Source organism: Sodalis endosymbiont of Henestaris halophilus (assembly GCF_900161835.1).
Taxonomy (GTDB): domain Bacteria; phylum Pseudomonadota; class Gammaproteobacteria; order Enterobacterales; family Enterobacteriaceae.
Genome location: NZ_LT897836.1, coordinates 686,543 through 705,546 on the forward strand (window position 1 = coordinate 686,543; position 19,004 = coordinate 705,546).

Sequence of the window (19,004 nt, forward strand, 5' to 3'; positions counted from 1 at the left end):
TAGGCGGCCGCGTATTCGTAGAAAGACACTTGCTTTATCCGTTGCCGACTGGATGCAGTGGCATGTGTTTAATCACGAGTTAGGGGATCTCTAATCAGATGGTGTAATACTATTTGCCAACGGCAAAATGCAAAGGAAAATCATGAATAGTAAATTTATCGTGATCGAGGGACTTGAAGGTGCTGGAAAATCTAGCGCGATTACCGAAGTGGTTGATGTTTTACTTAATCAGGGCATTCGTGATGTGGTTTTTACCCGCGAACCTGGTGGTACGCCGCTCGGGGAGGTGCTGCGCACGCTTATTAAAGACGGCGTAGGAAACGAACTTGTCAATGATTACGCAGAATTACTGATGATTTACGCTGCGCGGGTCCAGTTAGTTGAAGGGGTTATCAAGCCTGCACTGACTCGGGGGGCCTGGGTGGTTGGTGATCGCCACGATCTCTCATCTCAAGCCTATCAAGGAGGGGGACGAGGCATAGATAGGCACCTGCTGCAAACTTTGCGCGATGCGATACTTGGGAATTTTTCCCCTGACTTAACCTTGTATTTAGATATTCCACCATTGGTGGGTCTCATACGTGCTCGATCCCGTGCCACGCTAGATCGTATCGAATTGGAATCATTAGCATTTTTTGAACGCACACGTGTGCGTTATCAGGAGCTGGTAGCCGCTAACGACCGTATTATTACTATTGATGCAAGTCAGTCTCTTACTGCAGTTAGCGCCGCAATTCGCGGTCGGCTGACAAAATGGTTACTTTCTCAGGAGCTTACGTTATGAAATGGTATCCCTGGCTCACTGTTCCTTATCGGGATATTCTGTCTCGATATCAGTTAGCGCGCGGGCATCATGCCCTACTACTGCATAGTAAGCCCGGCACTGGAGAGCTGTCGTTGTGCTATGCTATCAGCCGTTGGTTAATATGCCGACAGCCAAACGGTATTAAAAGCTGTGGTCGTTGTCATAGTTGCCGTCTTATGCTGGCCGGCAATCATCCCGACTTTTATCAACCAGAGCTGGAAAAAAACCAGCAGAGTTTGGGAGGAGACAGTATCCGTACTATTATAGATGGCTTATATGAGCGCGCTTATCAAGGCGGAATGAAAGTTGTTTCGCTGCTTTACGTTGAGCAACTTACGGAGCTCGCAGTTAATGTACTATTAAAAACTTTAGAAGAACCACCTGAAAATACTTATTTTTTGCTAGTTTGCCAGACGCCAGCGCGTTTGTTGGCAACGCTGAGAAGCCGATGTTTTTATTGGTTGCTGCGGACCCCGCATGAAGAGCTAGGCCTGCGTTGGTTACGGGAGATGGGTTATGATAATCCGCTGTCAGCAGTCACTGCACTGCGTCTGTGCGACGGTGCACCCTTAGCAGCAAAGATTTTGCTGAATCCGATTCGCTGGCAGGTTCGGGAGGAATTGTGCGTAGTATTGCGAGAAGTTCTTACCCACGGAGATTTATTAGCGCTGCTGCCGACGCTAAATCGAGATAAAGATATCAAACCGCTGCATTGGTTGCTGAGCTTGTTGACTGATGCACTGAAATGGCAGCAAAATGCTCAAGAATTTATAATCAACGCTGATAAGACTCCTTTAGTGGCTGAGTTGGCGGCGCGCTGGCCAGCTCGCGTGCTTATGATTCATTGGCAGCAGTTGCTGCATTGTTTGCTCCAATGTCAAGAGATAAGCGGTGTTAATAGAGAATTATTTTTGACTTACCATTTGCTGAATTGTGAATATGGCGTCGCGAATGCCTATGCTTTCTTATAATAGAGGATTACAAATTTAAACTATGTTTTTAGTTGATTCCCATTGTCATCTTGATTACCTGAATTACCAAACTCTGCATCAAGATGTGGAAGATGTTGCGGCTAAAGCTCGCTCTCGAGACGTGAAATTAATGCTGGCAGTGTGTACTACATTGACTGGCTTTCATACCATGAAAGCCATTATTGGCCGTCACAACAATGTGCTATTTACTTGTGGTATTCATCCCTTACATCTTAATGAGCCTTACGATTTTGCTGAGCTTCGGCGTCTGTCAACCGAAGAGGGCGTGGTAGCGCTAGGTGAAACTGGTCTGGATTACTATTACCACCAGGAAAAAAAGTCGCAGCAACATGTAGTTTTTCGCGAGCATATTCACGTAGCAAAAATACTAAATAAGCCCCTCATCGTGCATACGCGCAATGCACGTGAAGATACATTAGCTATCTTACGTGAGGAGAAAGCCAGCGACTGCGGTGGTGTAATTCATTGTTTCACCGAAGACTGTTCGACTGCCAAGGTATTGCTGGAAATGGGATTCTATATTTCTTTTTCTGGTATTGTCACCTTTCGAAATTCAGAGGTACTGCGTCAGGTAGTGCGTTATGTCCCTCTTGACCGACTTTTGTTGGAAACCGATTCCCCTTATCTGGCGCCGGTACCTTATCGCGGTAAAGAAAATCAGCCTGCTTATGTGCGTGATGTGGCGGATTTTATAGCGATGCTTAAGGGGGTTTCGTTGACGCAGTTAGCGGCCCTTACCACTGCTAATTTCGGTCGGCTATTTCACGTGGAGACGCATACCTACCTCAACACCAACTAATAAAAATAATGATTATAGTAACTTTATGAAGTAAAGTTAAGTAGTTTTACCCTTGCGTGCAATTCCTTTTACATTGGTTAAATATAATAATTACTGATTTTACGATATGTTACGAGATTGCATTTTTATTAAGGCGTAGATGTTAATTAATAAAAACCGCCGTTTTTTAATAGAGAATTATGATGAATCAAGATTTAAATTCAGAAGTAAAAATAAAATCTTTGAAAGATGTATTGACTGTCTGCTAACAATCGGTAATTCATTATTGCTGCTATTATTATTTACTTATCTTTAATATATTACTAAATAGTAGTTTTCCAGAGTTAGGTTTATTTACATCAGTTTTTTTTAATGTTATTGATGTTGATCATGACTTATTTTTTCGCCGACGAGATTGCCGACAAACATTCGTCTTATACAAGGTGTTAGTTGTGATTATTACCGTCGATATCTCGGCGTTGATTTTTAACCTTTTTATTGTAGCAATCTACTGAAATATTCAGGATTTTACGATTAAACTATTTATGTTTATTATTCCCGGCAATATAATGATCTTGTTTGGCGTAATGATATCGGTTATTAAACGACCGATTGGTATCGTTATTTAATATGTTTCTATTAATTGATTTATTTAATACAATAACTAAAAATAAGTTAGTTAAAAACTAATTGCATCAGTCCATAATAATTCAAATTCAAGGAGTGGTAAATCTTGCATCGGAGATCTTTAGCATAATTATATCTATAATATTTTTACATGCAAATTTTGGCATTAGCTAACTGATGCTAATTAATTATTTCATGGCGATATTTTACATTTATATATAACTACCTTAGTGCCGGCCAACTATGAGTAGCTTCTTATTTAAACTGTAAGACCTTGTGCGCTATCGCTATTACTATTTAGTACTTATGAATTACATCGCATTGATTGTTTCTCTAAACGGTCTTACTGAGAAAATATTATTTTATTTTAGTGGTGCAGCTACTATATGCATTCATGTTTATCGTATTAGTTGACTAATGTTTTGCGGTGTATTTATTTTAAGCATGTGGATGGTCTTATGTTGTATGCGATCCAATTGATTTTATACGTATCAAGGTACGTTAGCAATTAAATTTTGTTATTCTTATTAGTGGTAATTACCTATGTTTAGTATATTATAATTTGTCGCTTTTACTTATCGTGAAGTTACATTTTAATACGTCGGGTTATGTGATGTTTAATCCGGATTGTCGAGGTTATATCAACGGACTAGAGTAAACGAGCAAAGGTGCTTTGGGCACAGCGTTTAGTCACGAAACAAACATCACATTAATTTTGACGAGTGTATATCATTAGGCTATGCATTCATCGAACGGATGTGGTAAAATAAAAGGTATAAAAACTCCAGGCATCCTAAGTGTGATTATGGCAACTGCTAGTATGAAGACAATTTTGATACCCAGATAAATCATTTGGAAACCGCAATGGATAATTATCTGTATCAACCAATATTATTGTAACTTCCGTGACTCATTAAGTGTCTTTTGTCTTAATTCATATGAGCGGTATTCTTCAGTGTCAATATCTGCGTGTTATCTAATATTGTATATTCGTACCGTTCGCACGTATGCGAACGGTAAGTCTTTGTTCACTTGAGATAAGGCGAAAAGCATCATCTATTTGCTATAGTTAATACGTTCACATCTTTACTATTATGCGATAAGCAATTGTTTTCATGACACGACTGGTGAAGTATCTTAAGTAACTTACTACTAATACGTCCTTGACGAATTAATTAAGAAACCAGAGGAATATTGCTATGGCCGAAGAAACTATTTTTAGTAAAATTATTCGCCGGGAAATTCCGGCTGATATTCTATATCAAGATAATTTAGTGACCGCATTTCGCGACATAAGACCCAAAATGCCCAGTCATATGCTGATCGTGACGAATCAGATCATCCCTACCGTCAATGATATCACAGCTGACCATGAGGCTGTGCTGGGACGGCTGTTTACCGTAGCTGTAAAAATCGCTCAACAAGAGGGCATTGATAAGAACGGATACCGGCTAATAGTGAATTGCAACCGGCATGGCTGCCAGGAAATTTATCATTTACATATGCATCTTTTGGGCGGACAGCAACTTGGTCCGATAGTACCGTAATGCTTTGAAAAACATATAGTTCGCACCGCAGTATTTAATGGTTACTGTTAACCTATCTTAACGAGAGTGATAGTCTAATTACTTGTTTGATATGACTAATCATCAATTACGGTTGATTAATGTGCTGGTACTTATTGGCTTGTATTACCGTTATTTCCCTTAATTAATATTCTCTAGTGAATACAGAGATATTAATCTAAAGGCGAAAAACACGTTCGTCTCAATTTATTTTGCAATAAAGAGTCAATATCAAGTATACAATGGAAAAGATTGCTTTAATCGTTTTTGCAACGATGGTGTTATCTAGCTGTACTACCCGATCTCCAGAATTGCTCCCAATCACTATAAAACCCACGTTACCGCTGGTGAATAACGAGCTAGTCCCTATACCGCCAAAAATAAAAACTATTGACTGGCGGGCCAGTTTCTCACCTATGGTGCAGGAAATGTTGGCGGTGCAAGCAATGAGCGATGGCAGCGTTTTGTTAGTAAATAAACTAAAAAACGCTACTAACGGTAACTTGCAAACAAGTAAAGCCACCGAGATGCTTACTTTCCTCATTGCGAATGGCTCTGAAAAATTCCAGATAGTGGATGATGATAAATTAAATGCTGCGCGCCAAAATTTAGGGCTGTTTGCGGACGATAGTTTGGAGTCGCTTAGTAAAGCGGTGGGGCTGGCCCGCCATCTAAACGCCCAGTACGTGCTCTATAGTACCGCTATTGGCGATGTAACGAAGCCCATGCTGAAGCTCCAACTAATTTTGGCGAAGACCGGAGAAATCATTTGGTATGGTAATGGCGTTGCCCAGGAATAACAGCAGCTTGCATTCGGTACTAGCGAATTATCTATCATCATCCGCGCAGGAAGAAAAAATCGTACTCCTGCCAGCCAGCGGACTTACCGGTGAAAGCTGGCGATTGCATGGAGCTGGTTTCGATTTACTAGTTCGCGAAGCAAGTAGGTAGAAAATGCAACTAGGTGTTAATCGACGTCGAGAGTTTCGCTTGCTGCGAGTGCTTAAGGGTAGCGGCTTAGCGCCTCGTCCTCGAAGTATCACCTCCGAATGGTTGATTATGGAGTGGCTACCAGGAGAACCGATCAATGCTCAGGGATGGCAACAGGCGCTAACGATGGGAACGATAGCGGCAATACTTGCCAGGTTGCATCAACATCGTTGTAGCGGTTATCCGCTCAACCTGCAGACGCGCTATGCACGTTACTGGCAGGCTAGTGACCCTTCGCGACGTTCCCCAACCTGGCTGAGGTTACACAGAAGGTTTTTGCATCGATCTCAGCCGTCGATTATGCGCCAAGCCCTCTTGCATATGGACGTACATCAAGGCAATGTACTTCATCAGAAGGGAGGTTCTCTGATGCTGATAGACTGGGAATACGCAGGCGATGGGGATATTGCTCTGGAACTAGCAGCGTTGTTTTGTGGCAACTCCCTGCCTTCTGCGGATCGCGAGCGTTTGTTGGCAGATTATTTACAGCTCATGCCAGGCCTTACGTGCAATCATTTATGCCGCCAAATTAAAAGTTGGATTCCCTGGGTTAACTATTTGATGTTGTTATGGTATGAGACGCGCTGGTTCCAGACTAGTAATCAACACTTTATTGATTTAGCTGCACCGCTGCGCCGATATTTTGATCTGTCAAGCTAGTTATTTTCCAAAGACTAGCAAAAAGCTTCAACCAGTTAATAGTTTTCCCAAAAGAAACGCTCCTGGCTACGATTAGGCGTACTCTCACGATTTTAATCTCTAGATGATTTTATACTGATCTCGTTCAACAGATCCTGAGGGTTTTTAGAAGCCACATCAGTAAAAAAGTATTCCGCTATTATTGTTCAGCAGCTCGATTACCAGAAAAAATAAAGCCATGGACGTGTAAAAGAATTTTATTTCGACACAACATAGTAAAAAATAAAAAGATTTATTTATTGCATTTAATAAAGAATTTACTCTTATCGTAGCTCACTCAAATCATACCATGCGACTATCTATACATTAAACTATCCGTTGTCATTTTGCAGTTACTGCCAAGCATCAACTGTGCTGTATTCGCTAGTAGTAATCTCACCTTTTTCTGCCTATGGATTTTGCCTTTAACAGGAACAGCAAATTGGTAATAGTAGTAATAAGCATGTTTATTAAAATGATTGATACGCGCTTATGGTTGGTTTACTGGAAACTTTTTATGAAAATAGAATCGCGAAATAAAATGACCGCACACAGATTAAACAGCTTCTTCCGTAAAGGGGTAATGTGAAATAGGGAATAGAATGATCACTAATGATCAGCAGTAACAAGTGTTTATAAATGTATATTAGTCACAAAATTAATATCGCATAATTCTAGCCTTAATTTTAAGACAAGCTCGGTGTTACCACCGATAAAATAAACAAATATAAAAATTATATTATGATCTTGTACATGTAATTTACTTGCCTAAAAGAATTATATGTATATATAAATATTTTAACGTATTTCTACATTACTTATTGTAGGGTCTAATGTTTTTACGAATGACCTAAAGTTGCAGTATGTTACCTTTTAAGGTAATTAGCGCGTGATAGCACTAAGATACCCTGAGAGTCAAATATCAAAAACCTAATAAGTTATATATTAACATAGTGATCGTATCATTACAAGCATAGATAGGTATACATAACAAATTAAACATATACTGATAATTAATATCCATTAGCCGAACTGTTGATATAAATTTGCGTTTCTCACATGTAAAATTAATGCGATATGCAAATAACTATTTAGCATGAGGCAAATGTGATCAGTTATTTCAAGCATCACATATTTTTCTTTTGTTCCCACTCAGTCTAATTGAGTAATTCGAATCGTTTTCTCCGAGGTTGTGGTCAAGTAGCATTACATAGTTAGTTACTAACCACTAAACTATAGATCGGTGTGTGCTAAAATCGCATGAATTTTATTAAGTCTATAAAACCGTATCTATGGTATTTTTTACGTTTAGTAGAACGCTTCGTGCTATTGTCATGTTTGTAATTATAAACCAGTAAGCATGAGCTGCAAAGTACATGTGCTAATAAATTTTTATTAATTTTACACGAATAAGTAAAATTAATACCATCCAATAATATTTGATTAATATAAGTTTTATGTGTAATTTGATTTATCCGTGCGATTTACGCTGATACATTGACATGCTAATTTTGCTTAGGAGAGACGACTAGGCAGTCGTATTTCATTCTGTTTCAAGGCAGTTTAAACTTTCTCTTATTAGCCCCTAATTTTGCCCATTGACGATAACTAGGTTTTTGTCATCATTCTCTTGACATCTAAACTATATGTAAAACTTGACTTATTATTTAGAAATAATAAATTAATAATGTAATAAAGCAAGTGTCTAAAAGATAACTAATTAAATAATAGTGAATTACGCAGTTTATTTAGTTTTGTGTATATTAGAGTTGTTTTGAAAGTAAACAATTGTTAATTTCAATAGTAGTATTTGTTACTATAGCTTAATGTTATGTTTGAATATAGTTACTTAATCAGATTAAGTATTATAAAGAGGTAAGAAATTTATAGATGTATCAAAGTTAATTAAATTAAAAGTATTGAAAACCTTGATAAAGAAATGATATTCATGACAACATATTTGTTGTCATGAATATTAATATTATAGTTTACGTGCTCTCTTAAAGATAGGTGAAATATTTCTTTTAATTAAATTTGTAAAAGACTTCATAATGAGCTATGGAGGTTAAGAAAATTAATTTGTGCTATCAGTGTTAAACAATACTCAAAAATACTTTATAAGTAGCTTAATGACCTTGTTTTCTTGATATCGTATTGATATACATGAATAAGTTTTTATTTGGCATTATTAAAATATTTAACTTACTAAAATATATTTGAAGTCGTTAGTTTTACATGATTATTTTAGGCTAATCGATTTTTTGTGGTTTTATTATAAGTTTCTGGAAACAAAATGATATAAGCTGTTATGCTTTTGCGGCAGAAATTAAATGTTATAAGAGAGATTTATTATTTAAAACTTAATATTAATGTAAATGTTATTTAACTCCTTTTTTTTGACTTAGTAATATCATTGTGAATGAACGATATAGCTTATTAGCAAGAGAAGATCAAAAAAGTAATTTAAGAATTAAAATGCTTAAGTAGGCATATTTTACAACATTACCTTTTTAATTTTATTAAATTTAATGTAAAATACAATGCTGCGTAAGGATTGACATAATTTTAAAATCAAGTCAAATTTACTTGATATCAAAATTCTTGATGAAAAAGTGCTGCTATACAGTGGTCATTTCTTTAGGGGCATTATCCGATATGCAACTACGGAACACTTAAGTTAAAAGATCTATACAATTCCTAACGTTTTAGTTCTACAGAAGTTTGTAGAACTTTGTCTTCTATCGTTAATTCTTATCTCTCTACTATCACCTTCTTTCATGAAGAACACAAACTATGTATATTCTTAAAAAAGTTTGTGTACTTCTAATAAGAAGTTATGACGTCGATACGATCAATTAGTATAAATAGGATGAAAAGTTACCAAATGTTAAGCTTCCATAGCTAATATGCTGATTGTAGCGCCGACTGATTGTGTAGGGGGTTATTGCAAGGGTGCTAACTAGAAAAGCTAGTTATCAGCGACAAGTTAGGCGGGGTATTCCGTATTTAGATTATGCTGTTCTTCAGTAGAGATAGAGTTTAACCAGGCAAAGAAAATGGAAAGTACTGACAAACTATTTTACTTTTTAGAGCAATTCGTAGGTTTTCGGTAATTATTTAAAATATATTACATATAAGAGTGTTTAATCATGCTATCTTAATACTATTAAGATTAAGTAATATTTTGATAACTTATAATGTTATCTGATTTGTTTATTTGAATTCTGTATTGTATGGAGCTACTTAAGTAAAAATTAGATATCTTTATTTATATATCTTTAATCAAAAGACCAGACAGAAAACCTGTAAGCAATAATGGTTATAAGAGATTCCTTCTTAAAAATGGGGCATTTTGTTTAGTAAATACATTCTACCTTATCTTCTTCGTTTAGAAGATCATGAGCACTTTAATTAAAGGCGTGCCGGTTATCATCGATAAACAAGATAATACTTGTCTTATTCTTATGATCATTTATGGTATATGTAAGTTACTTATCTTGTTTTATATTATACCGGAGTTGGAATAATCATGGTGTCTTGTTTTATTGAAATTAATACTACGTAGTATTTGTGCCTTAAATACTTATGTCAGCGGCAATTAAAAAATCTTTCACCTCTCTGAGGTTCATGCCATAAGATGATTTACTGATTGAGTTAGTAAGTGTCAATTAACCTTTGCAAAGGTTTCAATTTTATTTTAGTGCTAATAGCAGGGAACCTTCAAAGAAGGTTTCTAGCTGATCTTCTGCACGGCTACAAACAAACGATAACGTTCTAGTAAATAATTAATTTTAGGTTGTAGGGACTTGTATTCGCAGATAATAAACACGCGAAACAACTTTTGTTTATTTAGTTAAGTAAGTTTTTTAGTAAAAGAGCTTTACTATTGTAGTAAAAAACTAGTAAACATCTTTATGATGAGTTATGATAAAACTCGTGTTTATATAACGATAAGATTTATGAATAAAAACTAAAACTTCCGGCATTGATAAATTAACTAGATGTGCATATTGACTTTAATGTTGCTTATTCGAGCGCAGATAAGTTAGTACATGATATATGCTTTATTTGTTTTCATTCCTTCCGGAAAAGATAATTATCATGCTTCTTACCTTTAGCGAAATAGCCTTTACCCCATCGCCGTTTCTGTTTTTTGCCTTGCTTTTATCAACGATGTTATTAGTTCACTCAGAAGCAATAGAACGGCATTTTTTGAATATCTCTTAGGTTAATGTCAAGGTGTGTAGCACCTTGATGTAAGTGATACGGTACAAATTTTATTATATAGCACATAGGCGATAATTATTAGATACCTTTTAATAAAAGAGAGTTATTTTGATAAATTTTAAAATGAATCTTTCGTGAAGATTAATAATATCAAAAATAAAAAATCGCAGTAGATAATTCTTATGAAGCTTCATGCAAAATCCGGATCCGATAAGATCGCGCAAGCAGAAATATTCAGGCTTTACTAAAACGTACAGCTACCTTAGTGCTGGGATGTCACTCTTTCCCGCTTTGTGGGTGATAACTATAACGAGCTTTATCTCAAAAGGTTTATGGTATACATATGTTCTATGGTGGTTATTGTGTATTTCTATGTTTTCGATAGTTTGAAATACTGGTTTAGCCGCAAAGCTATAGTGTATCTGCGTTCTAAAGAATTTCTGGTCGTGTACCTAGAAGCACGTTTTGTGCGTAAATATCATGCTATAGGTAGGTTTTTTGCCGATAGTAGCCTGCAGATGTACACGCTATTAGACGTAATCTATTCTAACAATATTATACTAGACAATGTAATCAGGAATGGTAACTCTATAGTTACGTCGATTGTGTGTGGCTGTGCGCCAAAATGTAGCGAAATTGTGCGTTATTTATATGACTATTCCAACAAATGTTTTTGTTGTCTTAATTTTTAGGTGTTTGTAGTGCAATTATTAACAGATTACGCTTGCGGCAAACAATATTAATTGTAGTGAGATCGCGGATCTTATTTACAATATAAATTTTAGTATATTATCACTTATCACATGCTGCTATTCTAGCTTTCCAGAAACGGGATTTGATTTTCCTACCAACGCCAAAATCAATTTATCTGGCTGATCAAAAAAATTATTTTGCAACGTTCTTGAAACTGGCAATAACGATCACAGCACTGTAGTAAAATGTTGGTCAGTCTAGGTGACTGACATCAGATTGTTTATCTTATATTTTTGCCTAGCATCTTAACAACAAGCAATTAATTTGTTTTATTAGGCTTATTCGTAGCAGTGAATATTAGATTTCAGTGTGTAGTGAAGCATTAAATAGCCATTCAAGTTAAAAACTTATCTCAAATTATCTTTCAGTGTTCTAATAAGCTAAGTATTTACTGCTTAATTTATACTCAAAATAGCTATACTAGTTTTTGAATAATATTCAATATCTAAATATAATATTAAACCATGAAGATTAGCTGTCAGTTCTTTTATCGTTAAATAAGAAAACTGAGTGTTGAACAACAGAAAAATCATCAAGGACTTATCATTAACCTATAATGAGCATTGAATGCTGTGTTGTAAAAAAGAAAAACTAAATTTTGAAACAAATAATTATATCCTAAAAACGCTACGGTGCTTTTGATATCTGATTTTACTTAACTTTTCTTAGTAATCGATCAACTCAAAACATGATACTAAATCACATCCTTTTCTCGATTTTTGATAAAAATTCCAGTAGTTATTGCCTATATCATTGTGATTCAATCATTTTTATGTTTAGCTTGTAATTAAATTAGTTTTTGGTGAACAAGAGGTTATAACGATCACATCGCCTTGACTATCGGAGATAAAAGTAGAACTTTCTAGTTAAACCACATACCTATGTGGCTACTATGAGTTTAGCTATATTAAATACATAGCGATAGTCAGTTACTAAATCTGGGTGAATAAATTTATGGACAAAAAAACTTTAAAATATCGTCTTTCTGTAAGAAGCTGAAGATATGCCGAAGATAGGTTACTCTAGAAGCTTATTAAAGCGTAATCTGCTATAATCTTTTTTATATCATAGGATATGATATTATCATCAAGCGCCGTGTATATTACAAGGGGTTAACAATAAATAAATTGGACAATTATTCCATAGACATTTAAGTAGAGTAATTAACATTAATTGACTTCTACTATAGGAGACAGCACAATAGTTTATGAAAATGAGATGGTAAATATTTTCTAAACGCATAACGAATAATATTAAACAGCTACCCTAACGAAGGTGTTATCTGTGATTTTAATAAAAATGCAAATCGAAAGTTAAAGTCGATCTCGAAAGATTTACTTCCAGCTAAATTTTTTACTATCACTAATAAAACTATTTAGTAAAAATTTACAGTGATGATGAAAAAAAACTGCAGAAAGATCGAAAAACACTTTTGTAATTATACGACTATTAGTTAGAACCTTGGACTTAATAGGAACGATAAATCTTATTTAATAGAAGCTTGTACGATAATCAGACGACCAAGTTGCTACATTAAGAACTGCAGTTCGAAAACACAACTTTGTTAATAGTATTTAAACAGTTTTAATATAATTAGGAAAGCTAGAATCAACCCAGGAGATTGAACTGACCACAGGTATTGAACAATGTTTTCTTTCAAGATAGAGAGAATGCTCACGAAGTATAAGAATTAAATATAGCCTGAATTTTACACACCAAATTTATTAATAATTCTGAGTTCAATACAATGAATAAAATTCTTTTAGTTGATGATGATCGCGAATTGACACTTTTTTAAAAAAACTATTAGAAACAGAAGGGTTTAACGTCCAAGTAGCGTATGATGGCGAACAGGCGTTAAGCCAAATGGATAGTTCATTTGATTTATTGCTTCTTGATGTCAAGAAGCCGCGCAAAATGGCATTGATACTTTGAAAGAACTACGCCAACAACACCAAACGCCGGTTATCATGTTAACAGCTAGAGGTAGAGAACTTGATCATGTTTTGGGCCTGGAGTTGGGAGCGGATGATTATTTATCTAAGCCGTTTAACGATCGCGAATTGATGGCGCGCATTCGCGCAATATTACGCCGTTCTTATTGGACGGAGCAACAACAAATTGAAGAGGTTAGCATGCTTGCTTCCCTTGAAGTAGATTCTCTGCGCCTTAATCCGGGTCGGCAGGAAGCAACCTTCGACGGTACGCCACTAAATTTGACAGGTACCGAGTTTACTTTACTTTATTTGCTGGCACAGCATTTAGGGCAAGTTGTGTCGCGCGAACATCTTAGTCAGGATGTTTTGGGTAAACGATTGACGCCATTTGACCGGTCAATTGATATGCATATTTCTAATTTACGTCGCAAGCTACCTGAGAGGAAAGATAATTATCCTTGGTTTAAAACTTTGCGTGGACGGGGCTATTTAATGGTATCTTTTGCATGATCACTAGTGTGACTGTGCGTATATTTGCTATGTTTTGGTTAACTCAGGCATTAGTTTTTATGTTGCCCAGACTAAGCTTTCCTTAAATGATGCAATTGCTTGATGGCGAGCAGCATTAATTCTTGATGCAGCAAGAGAATGTGGAGGCAGAATGAGCTGTGGATATAGCTAACGATTTGATGTAGTGTAGTTGTTTGTTTTGAATTATATATCTAAGGTCCGCCAGACCAGCGTTTTATTATGGTGATTAGCAAAGGGAGGTTTATCGGCGCTTAACGCAACGAGATGAGAATTACCCACGATTTTATAGACTAATTAGCTAATACCCCAATATAAAAACATAGTCGTTCGTAACTAATGAAGCTCTCACCATTTGCGATGGTTAGGACCATTATCAGTTTAACTATATTCATCTGGTAGGTATTTTCAATCGAATTTCATGAGTGTTTATTTGATTGCTCATTGATATTTTTAATTGTCCGTTATACTATTAATATTTAATTTGTGTTATGGCTTGTCTGTGGAGTCTAATCATGCTGATGTGTACACTGAAGCATGCCGCCGATAAAGTAGCTCGTGAGAGCTTACGGCAAGATTCTAATCTGGAAGCGCAGCTGCAAAATTTTTTAGTCACTAGCTTTAAGTTTTAATGATATAATCAGTGCTCTGGAGCAGATGATGACTGTCTAGTAGCGTTTATTTTACGATGTTTTTCACTAGCTACGCACATGCTATTAACTCGGTTATAATTGGTTACCGTACTAACAGCGTAGATGCCATGGCGGAGCATGAACTTGCACGCATTAAAACTGAGGTACATCTTCTAGATTTAATAATTAACGATCTGCTTGTCTTATCTCTCATTCAGCATATATAAACGAGTTATCGTATAGTGTTAATAACCAACATTTTGTAGTCTAATGTACTTAACGATACCCAGTTTGAATCGGAGCAAATGGTTAAAGCTTGAAGTTTTTATATCGCCCCAGGCAATCATAAATCTGTTAGGTAATCTTTCTGAACTTTGTTAGAAGTTTACTTATAAAAGGAATATTCTGCGCAACTCCTTATATTATTCGTACGAGTGAATTTTATCCAGATTTAACGTTAATTAGCAGGTTACGATTATTATCGTAGACGATGATGGGCATGGCGTTAATGACGATGATCGCGAGTATATTTTCCAACCGTTTTATCGTACTAGTCAAACGCGATAACTGCTAGTTTGGTAGCAACCGTATCCTGGGGTTAGTAATTGTTGAAATTGTGGTCATGTTATTACGAGGCTATGTAATAAACCTAGGATATCTCATTCGACGGACTAAGGCAATTTTTATATCGCTTTATTTTTGCTACAGAACTCAGATGGCATTTTTGATGTAATCAACATTGATGCATTGTAGTTGACAAGATACTTTTCCAGACGCGAAAATAAATGGCTATAAGAGATAGTATATTACTAATGTGCATTTTGATTGTGCCATAATATAGTATGCATGCTAAACATTGCATTTTATCTGAATCAAATAACTTTTTATAATACAAACAACATAATCTGTATGTACATCATTACTAGTTTTACCCTCACTTACTACTAAAGTAAGGCACTGCAATTTACCTAAAACGATAAGAGCATGCGCTGTATTATCATAATGTATTTATGATTTATCATCTCCGATGATTATATGCTGCCTCCTGAGAAAAACAACTAAGCATTTTTACGTCATACGATCAAGAGGAGGGAAACTACTATATATCAGATAAGATATCGGATAAAATATTCTGTGTGGAACGTAAGATTCTCGCGCTTTCGCCTTCAAATGTTGGCACACTGCCTACCATAGCATATGAGATGCTTATTTAGATGAAGTTGTTTAACATTCATAGCATGCATCTATCTAACACGATATCGGTCTTTAGGATATTAAAATTAGCGCTAGTTAAATGAAAATATTGTTGTGATCACTACAATATTTAAGATCTGCATTCAAGATTATTACTGATCTCACCGATGCCGTTAAGCGGAAAGAATTATAAATAGAAACATCCTTTTCCTCCCTTCTGAGTTTTGAATAACGATCTCTAGGTTTTGATTTTACATATGTTGTTGTAGCATCGTGCAACGTGATATATGTTTATTCCACGAAAGCTAGAAATTTGATTCTAAAATAAATAGCTATATGCTAGCGGGTTTAGTATTGATGACTATCACAATTAATAATATGTGTCTACAAAGTATGGGTCCGGCTTATAGGTATAAGCTAGGGCTTTAGCATATTTATTTATTGACAGATTTGCGGCAGTGAGCGACGACGTTGCACGCGTCATAGAATCGTGTTTAGATCGGTATTATAAGCCTTTACTACCACATTGCAGATGAGTAAAATTATGCATGGAATTGTTAAGTTTGTTCGTCAGAATATAACTTTAATATATTATCTAACTTTTTGTGCTTAAAGCATAATTGTACAAAAAGCGGCTAGCCTGGGTTCATAACTTTCCATGAAATCTTGATTTATTTTGTATATTTTACCATGTAAGTTCACGATTTTATCGATATACCGCTCGATTGTTCTTTTGGTGCTAGGTTACAAGTTTTATCCGTTGTATTTTTCGCCTTTTTGAGCTCGTCCGAGAAGATGCATTGCTGCCTGATACGCATTTTTGTTTTTATACAGCACTTGATAAATTTGTTCGGTAATGGGCATTTCTACTCCGTATTTACCTGTCAACGTTAATACCTCCTTGGTATTGCGGTAACCTTCAACCACCTGCCCAATCTTTTTTTGTGCGTCTTTAACGGCGGCACCCTGTCCCAATAGCATGCCAAAACGGCGATTGCGCGACTGATTATCAGTACAAGTAAGCACCAGGTCGCCTAGACCTGCCATGCCCATGAAAGTGCTAGGTTCTGCTCCCATTGCTGCGCCGAGTCGTGACATTTCCGCCAGACCGCGAGTGATCAATGCTGTGCGAGCATTGGCGCCAAAACCGAGACCATCAGATATGCCAGCACCGATAGCTATAACATTTTTCACGGCGCCACCTAATTGGACGCCGATAAGATCGGGATTAATGTAAACGCGGAAATTTTTGCTGCAGTGTAATAACCGCTGTAAATCAGCGCTGAATGTGGCATCGGTGGCCGCTACTGCTATAGCAGTGGGCAATCCAGCCGCTAATTCGCGTGCGAACGTCGGTCCTGATACCACTGCTAGTGGTATTTGGTTTCCCAATATCTCTCGCGCGACCTCCTGCAGCAGTCTTCCGGTATTTGTTTCCAGTCCCTTAGTAGCCCAGACAATGCGTGCATCCTTCCGTAAGTGTGGTTTAAGTTGCATAATTACGTTGCCGAATACGTGGCTCGGGACTACGATTAGAACATTACGGCTGGCAGCCAGTGCTGTCGGCAGTAATGCCTCCAGGCGCAGCGTTGGTGGAAACGGCACATTAGGTAAAAAAGTCTGATTGCGGCGTGCCGTCTTCAACGCTTGGATATGAACTGGATCATGCCCCCAGAGTAACACTTCATGATTATTACGTGCCAGAGTGATAGCCATAGCTGTACCATAAGAGCCAGCACCTATAACAATCATTGCAGCATCGCTAGGCATAATTAGATGTCCTAAACTAGTTGGCTAACTTTGTTTTCTCAGCTAGCTGCAGGTGGTTTTCATGAACAGCCAGCCTATCAAAGTTAACCGGGGCTAAATTAAGTGTCTAGAAGGTATATCAAGACACCTGACTGTTATGCATTGGTGGTCATCGGTCAACAAAATATTCAAGACATATGTGTTGAGGTAGTGCGTTGTCTGGGTGCCTTTAATACCAAAGATGGTAAAGATATCTGCCTGCTGGCCTTCGCATAAAAACGCGGTATTATTGTCAAGTGGCGTCGTCATATTGAATCGCAACAAAACATAACAGATGTCTCCTAACATCTGGTTAAACAAGTTATCAAATTCCAGTTTGATAGCAGACGGCCATTCCCGCTGGAATGCACTAAGCGTGTTTAGCACTTTAAACGAAAAGTTTTTCGTGTCAATGCACTGTTTAGTATAAATGCACTAAAGTTGAAATATTATCTCAGTATTATTTTGTTCTGATTCTGATATTAAAAAATTTTAGTTAAGGTCTAGATGCAGTTGTCAAGGTGCGCGCCTCCTTAGTTATGTTTATTTAAGAAAATAATCTCAGCCGTTACGTAAATCTAGCTCATGCAGATGCATCTCAGTCGCTTATCTTTTTGTTTTTAATAAAAGTCTGCAGCATCTTAGTACGGCTGCAGCGTTAAATTATTTCTTTCCGAATATACATTACTCTATTAATAATTATTGCTGAATAAGATCCTTTAGGAATAGATGGACTTTAAATTCAATTGGATAATGTTAAATAGTTTTTGTATACATTTCAATATTAGTTATAGTTCTTTTTTTCTCATTGTATAGTATGGTCATTTACCTCCGCACCAGCGGTAAATTTTCTCCGATCCATCCGGATATATCCTTCTTGCAGGATATAAACCTGTTCAAATCCAGTTTTGATAAGCTATTTTAGTCGCATTGCGCGAAGTGGTACCCCTGGTGCGAATGACAACGATTAGTTTCACTTTTGCGTTCTATAGCTTGATCGGTTAGCTGTATTTAATATCTACCGCTGTGTTATATTCAGGCATATTAGCAATATGCCCTTTACGGGACTCATCTCGTTTGCGCAGATCAATAATCACCGCGCTTTCATTGTTGATCAGGTAAATGTTTTCACTTTGGGTGAGGTTGATCACTTAGAAAACCCTTTGCGGACAGTGGTTAAAATTACGACATCAAAAAGAATTAGTCACCATAAACTATGGTGTGAGATAATTACTAACAATTTGCATGATTGTTTGCATGGGATTTAACTCTTGTTAATAAATAACGACAGGTTTAAATACTTAAGTATATTTTCTCTTCCCGCCGGTAAAATTTAGTTAATCTAATTTAGATAGACATTCACTAATGTACTGACATTAGTATTGCGTCACGCTGAAAAAATATCGCATGATATGGATGTCAAATTTTACATGATATTTTAATTAATTATGTATTTAATGTACAGTGATTATTACCATCAGGGCAAAACATTGTTAAAACATTTTATATA

Annotated in this window: 10 protein-coding genes and 2 pseudogenes; 8 read left to right on the top strand and 4 right to left on the bottom strand. The window is 36.4% G+C overall.

The features are described 5' to 3' along the window. The first annotated feature begins 142 nt into the window (after window positions 1–142). The 8 genes and pseudogenes from tmk to cpxR all read left to right on the top strand — a co-directional run bounded on the left by tmk (window position 143) and on the right by cpxR (window position 13,862). Window positions 143–784 (top strand): dTMP kinase, encoded by a 642-nt coding sequence (gene tmk, locus HBA_RS01435; protein ID WP_097032266.1) that lies wholly within the window; start codon window positions 143–145, stop codon window positions 782–784. Continuing rightward, window positions 781–1,776 carry a DNA polymerase III subunit delta' C-terminal domain-containing protein gene (locus HBA_RS01440; RefSeq protein WP_097032267.1) on the top strand — a complete coding sequence of 332 codons (996 nt, stop codon included), beginning with the start codon at window positions 781–783 and terminating at the stop codon, window positions 1,774–1,776. The genes tmk and HBA_RS01440 overlap by 4 nt, the downstream gene beginning before the upstream one ends. Window positions 1,777–1,798: 22 nt before the next feature. Beyond that, window positions 1,799–2,596 carry a metal-dependent hydrolase gene (locus HBA_RS01445; protein ID WP_097032268.1) on the top strand — a complete coding sequence of 266 codons (798 nt, stop codon included), beginning with the start codon at window positions 1,799–1,801 and terminating at the stop codon, window positions 2,594–2,596. Window positions 2,597–4,401: 1,805 nt separating this feature from the next. Continuing rightward, complete coding sequence (locus HBA_RS01450; RefSeq protein ID WP_097032269.1) at window positions 4,402–4,749, top strand: HIT domain-containing protein; 348 nt, start codon at window positions 4,402–4,404, stop codon at window positions 4,747–4,749. Between the two features lie 260 nt (window positions 4,750–5,009). After that, window positions 5,010–5,567: a penicillin-binding protein activator LpoB gene (lpoB, locus tag HBA_RS01455; RefSeq protein WP_097032270.1), complete on the top strand. Its 558-nt coding sequence runs from the start codon at window positions 5,010–5,012 to the stop codon at window positions 5,565–5,567. Then, window positions 5,548–5,718, top strand: a complete 171-nt coding sequence (locus HBA_RS03585) for a hypothetical protein (protein ID WP_457920934.1) — start codon at window positions 5,548–5,550, stop codon at window positions 5,716–5,718. Before lpoB ends, HBA_RS03585 begins: the two co-directional genes overlap by 20 nt. A 3-nt stretch (window positions 5,719–5,721) precedes the next feature. Next, complete coding sequence (locus HBA_RS01460) at window positions 5,722–6,417, top strand: phosphotransferase (RefSeq protein WP_457920935.1); 696 nt, start codon at window positions 5,722–5,724, stop codon at window positions 6,415–6,417. Between the two features lie 6,745 nt (window positions 6,418–13,162). Beyond that, window positions 13,163–13,862, top strand: a pseudogene (gene cpxR / locus HBA_RS01465) (envelope stress response regulator transcription factor CpxR). Window positions 13,863–16,459: 2,597 nt separating this feature from the next. Here the strand turns inward: cpxR and gpsA are convergent. From gpsA to HBA_RS03475, 4 genes and pseudogenes are all read right to left on the bottom strand, one after another. Next, entirely contained in the window at window positions 16,460–17,476 is a 1,017-nt protein-coding gene (gene gpsA / locus HBA_RS01470) for an NAD(P)H-dependent glycerol-3-phosphate dehydrogenase (RefSeq protein WP_457920936.1), read from the bottom strand. Window positions 17,477–17,569: 93 nt separating this feature from the next. Continuing rightward, window positions 17,570–17,926, bottom strand: a complete 357-nt coding sequence (locus HBA_RS01475; protein WP_457920938.1) for a protein-export chaperone SecB — start codon at window positions 17,924–17,926, stop codon at window positions 17,570–17,572. Window positions 17,927–18,319: 393 nt separating this feature from the next. Further along, window positions 18,320–18,404: pseudogene (locus HBA_RS03590) on the bottom strand (rhodanese-like domain-containing protein); the annotation flags it as partial. A 91-nt stretch (window positions 18,405–18,495) separates the two neighbouring features. After that, a complete protein-coding gene (locus HBA_RS03475) occupies window positions 18,496–18,645 on the bottom strand; it encodes a rhodanese-like domain-containing protein (RefSeq protein ID WP_157774248.1) in 150 nt (49 codons plus the stop codon). Window positions 18,646–19,004 lie beyond the last annotated feature (359 nt).

Excerpts from the sequence above, each read along its gene's own strand:
- tmk (WP_097032266.1), top strand. The coding sequence starts at position 143 with ATGAATAGTAAATTTATCGTGATCGAGGGACTTGAAGGTGCTGGAAAA.
- HBA_RS01440 (WP_097032267.1), top strand. The coding sequence starts at position 781 with ATGAAATGGTATCCCTGGCTCACTGTTCCTTATCGGGATATTCTGTCT.
- HBA_RS01445 (WP_097032268.1), top strand. The coding sequence starts at position 1,799 with ATGTTTTTAGTTGATTCCCATTGTCATCTTGATTACCTGAATTACCAA.
- HBA_RS01450 (WP_097032269.1), top strand. The coding sequence starts at position 4,402 with ATGGCCGAAGAAACTATTTTTAGTAAAATTATTCGCCGGGAAATTCCG.
- lpoB (WP_097032270.1), top strand. The coding sequence starts at position 5,010 with ATGGAAAAGATTGCTTTAATCGTTTTTGCAACGATGGTGTTATCTAGC.
- HBA_RS03585 (WP_457920934.1), top strand. The coding sequence starts at position 5,548 with ATGGCGTTGCCCAGGAATAACAGCAGCTTGCATTCGGTACTAGCGAAT.
- HBA_RS01460 (WP_457920935.1), top strand. The coding sequence starts at position 5,722 with ATGCAACTAGGTGTTAATCGACGTCGAGAGTTTCGCTTGCTGCGAGTG.
- gpsA (WP_457920936.1), bottom strand. The coding sequence starts at position 17,476 with ATGCCTAGCGATGCTGCAATGATTGTTATAGGTGCTGGCTCTTATGGT.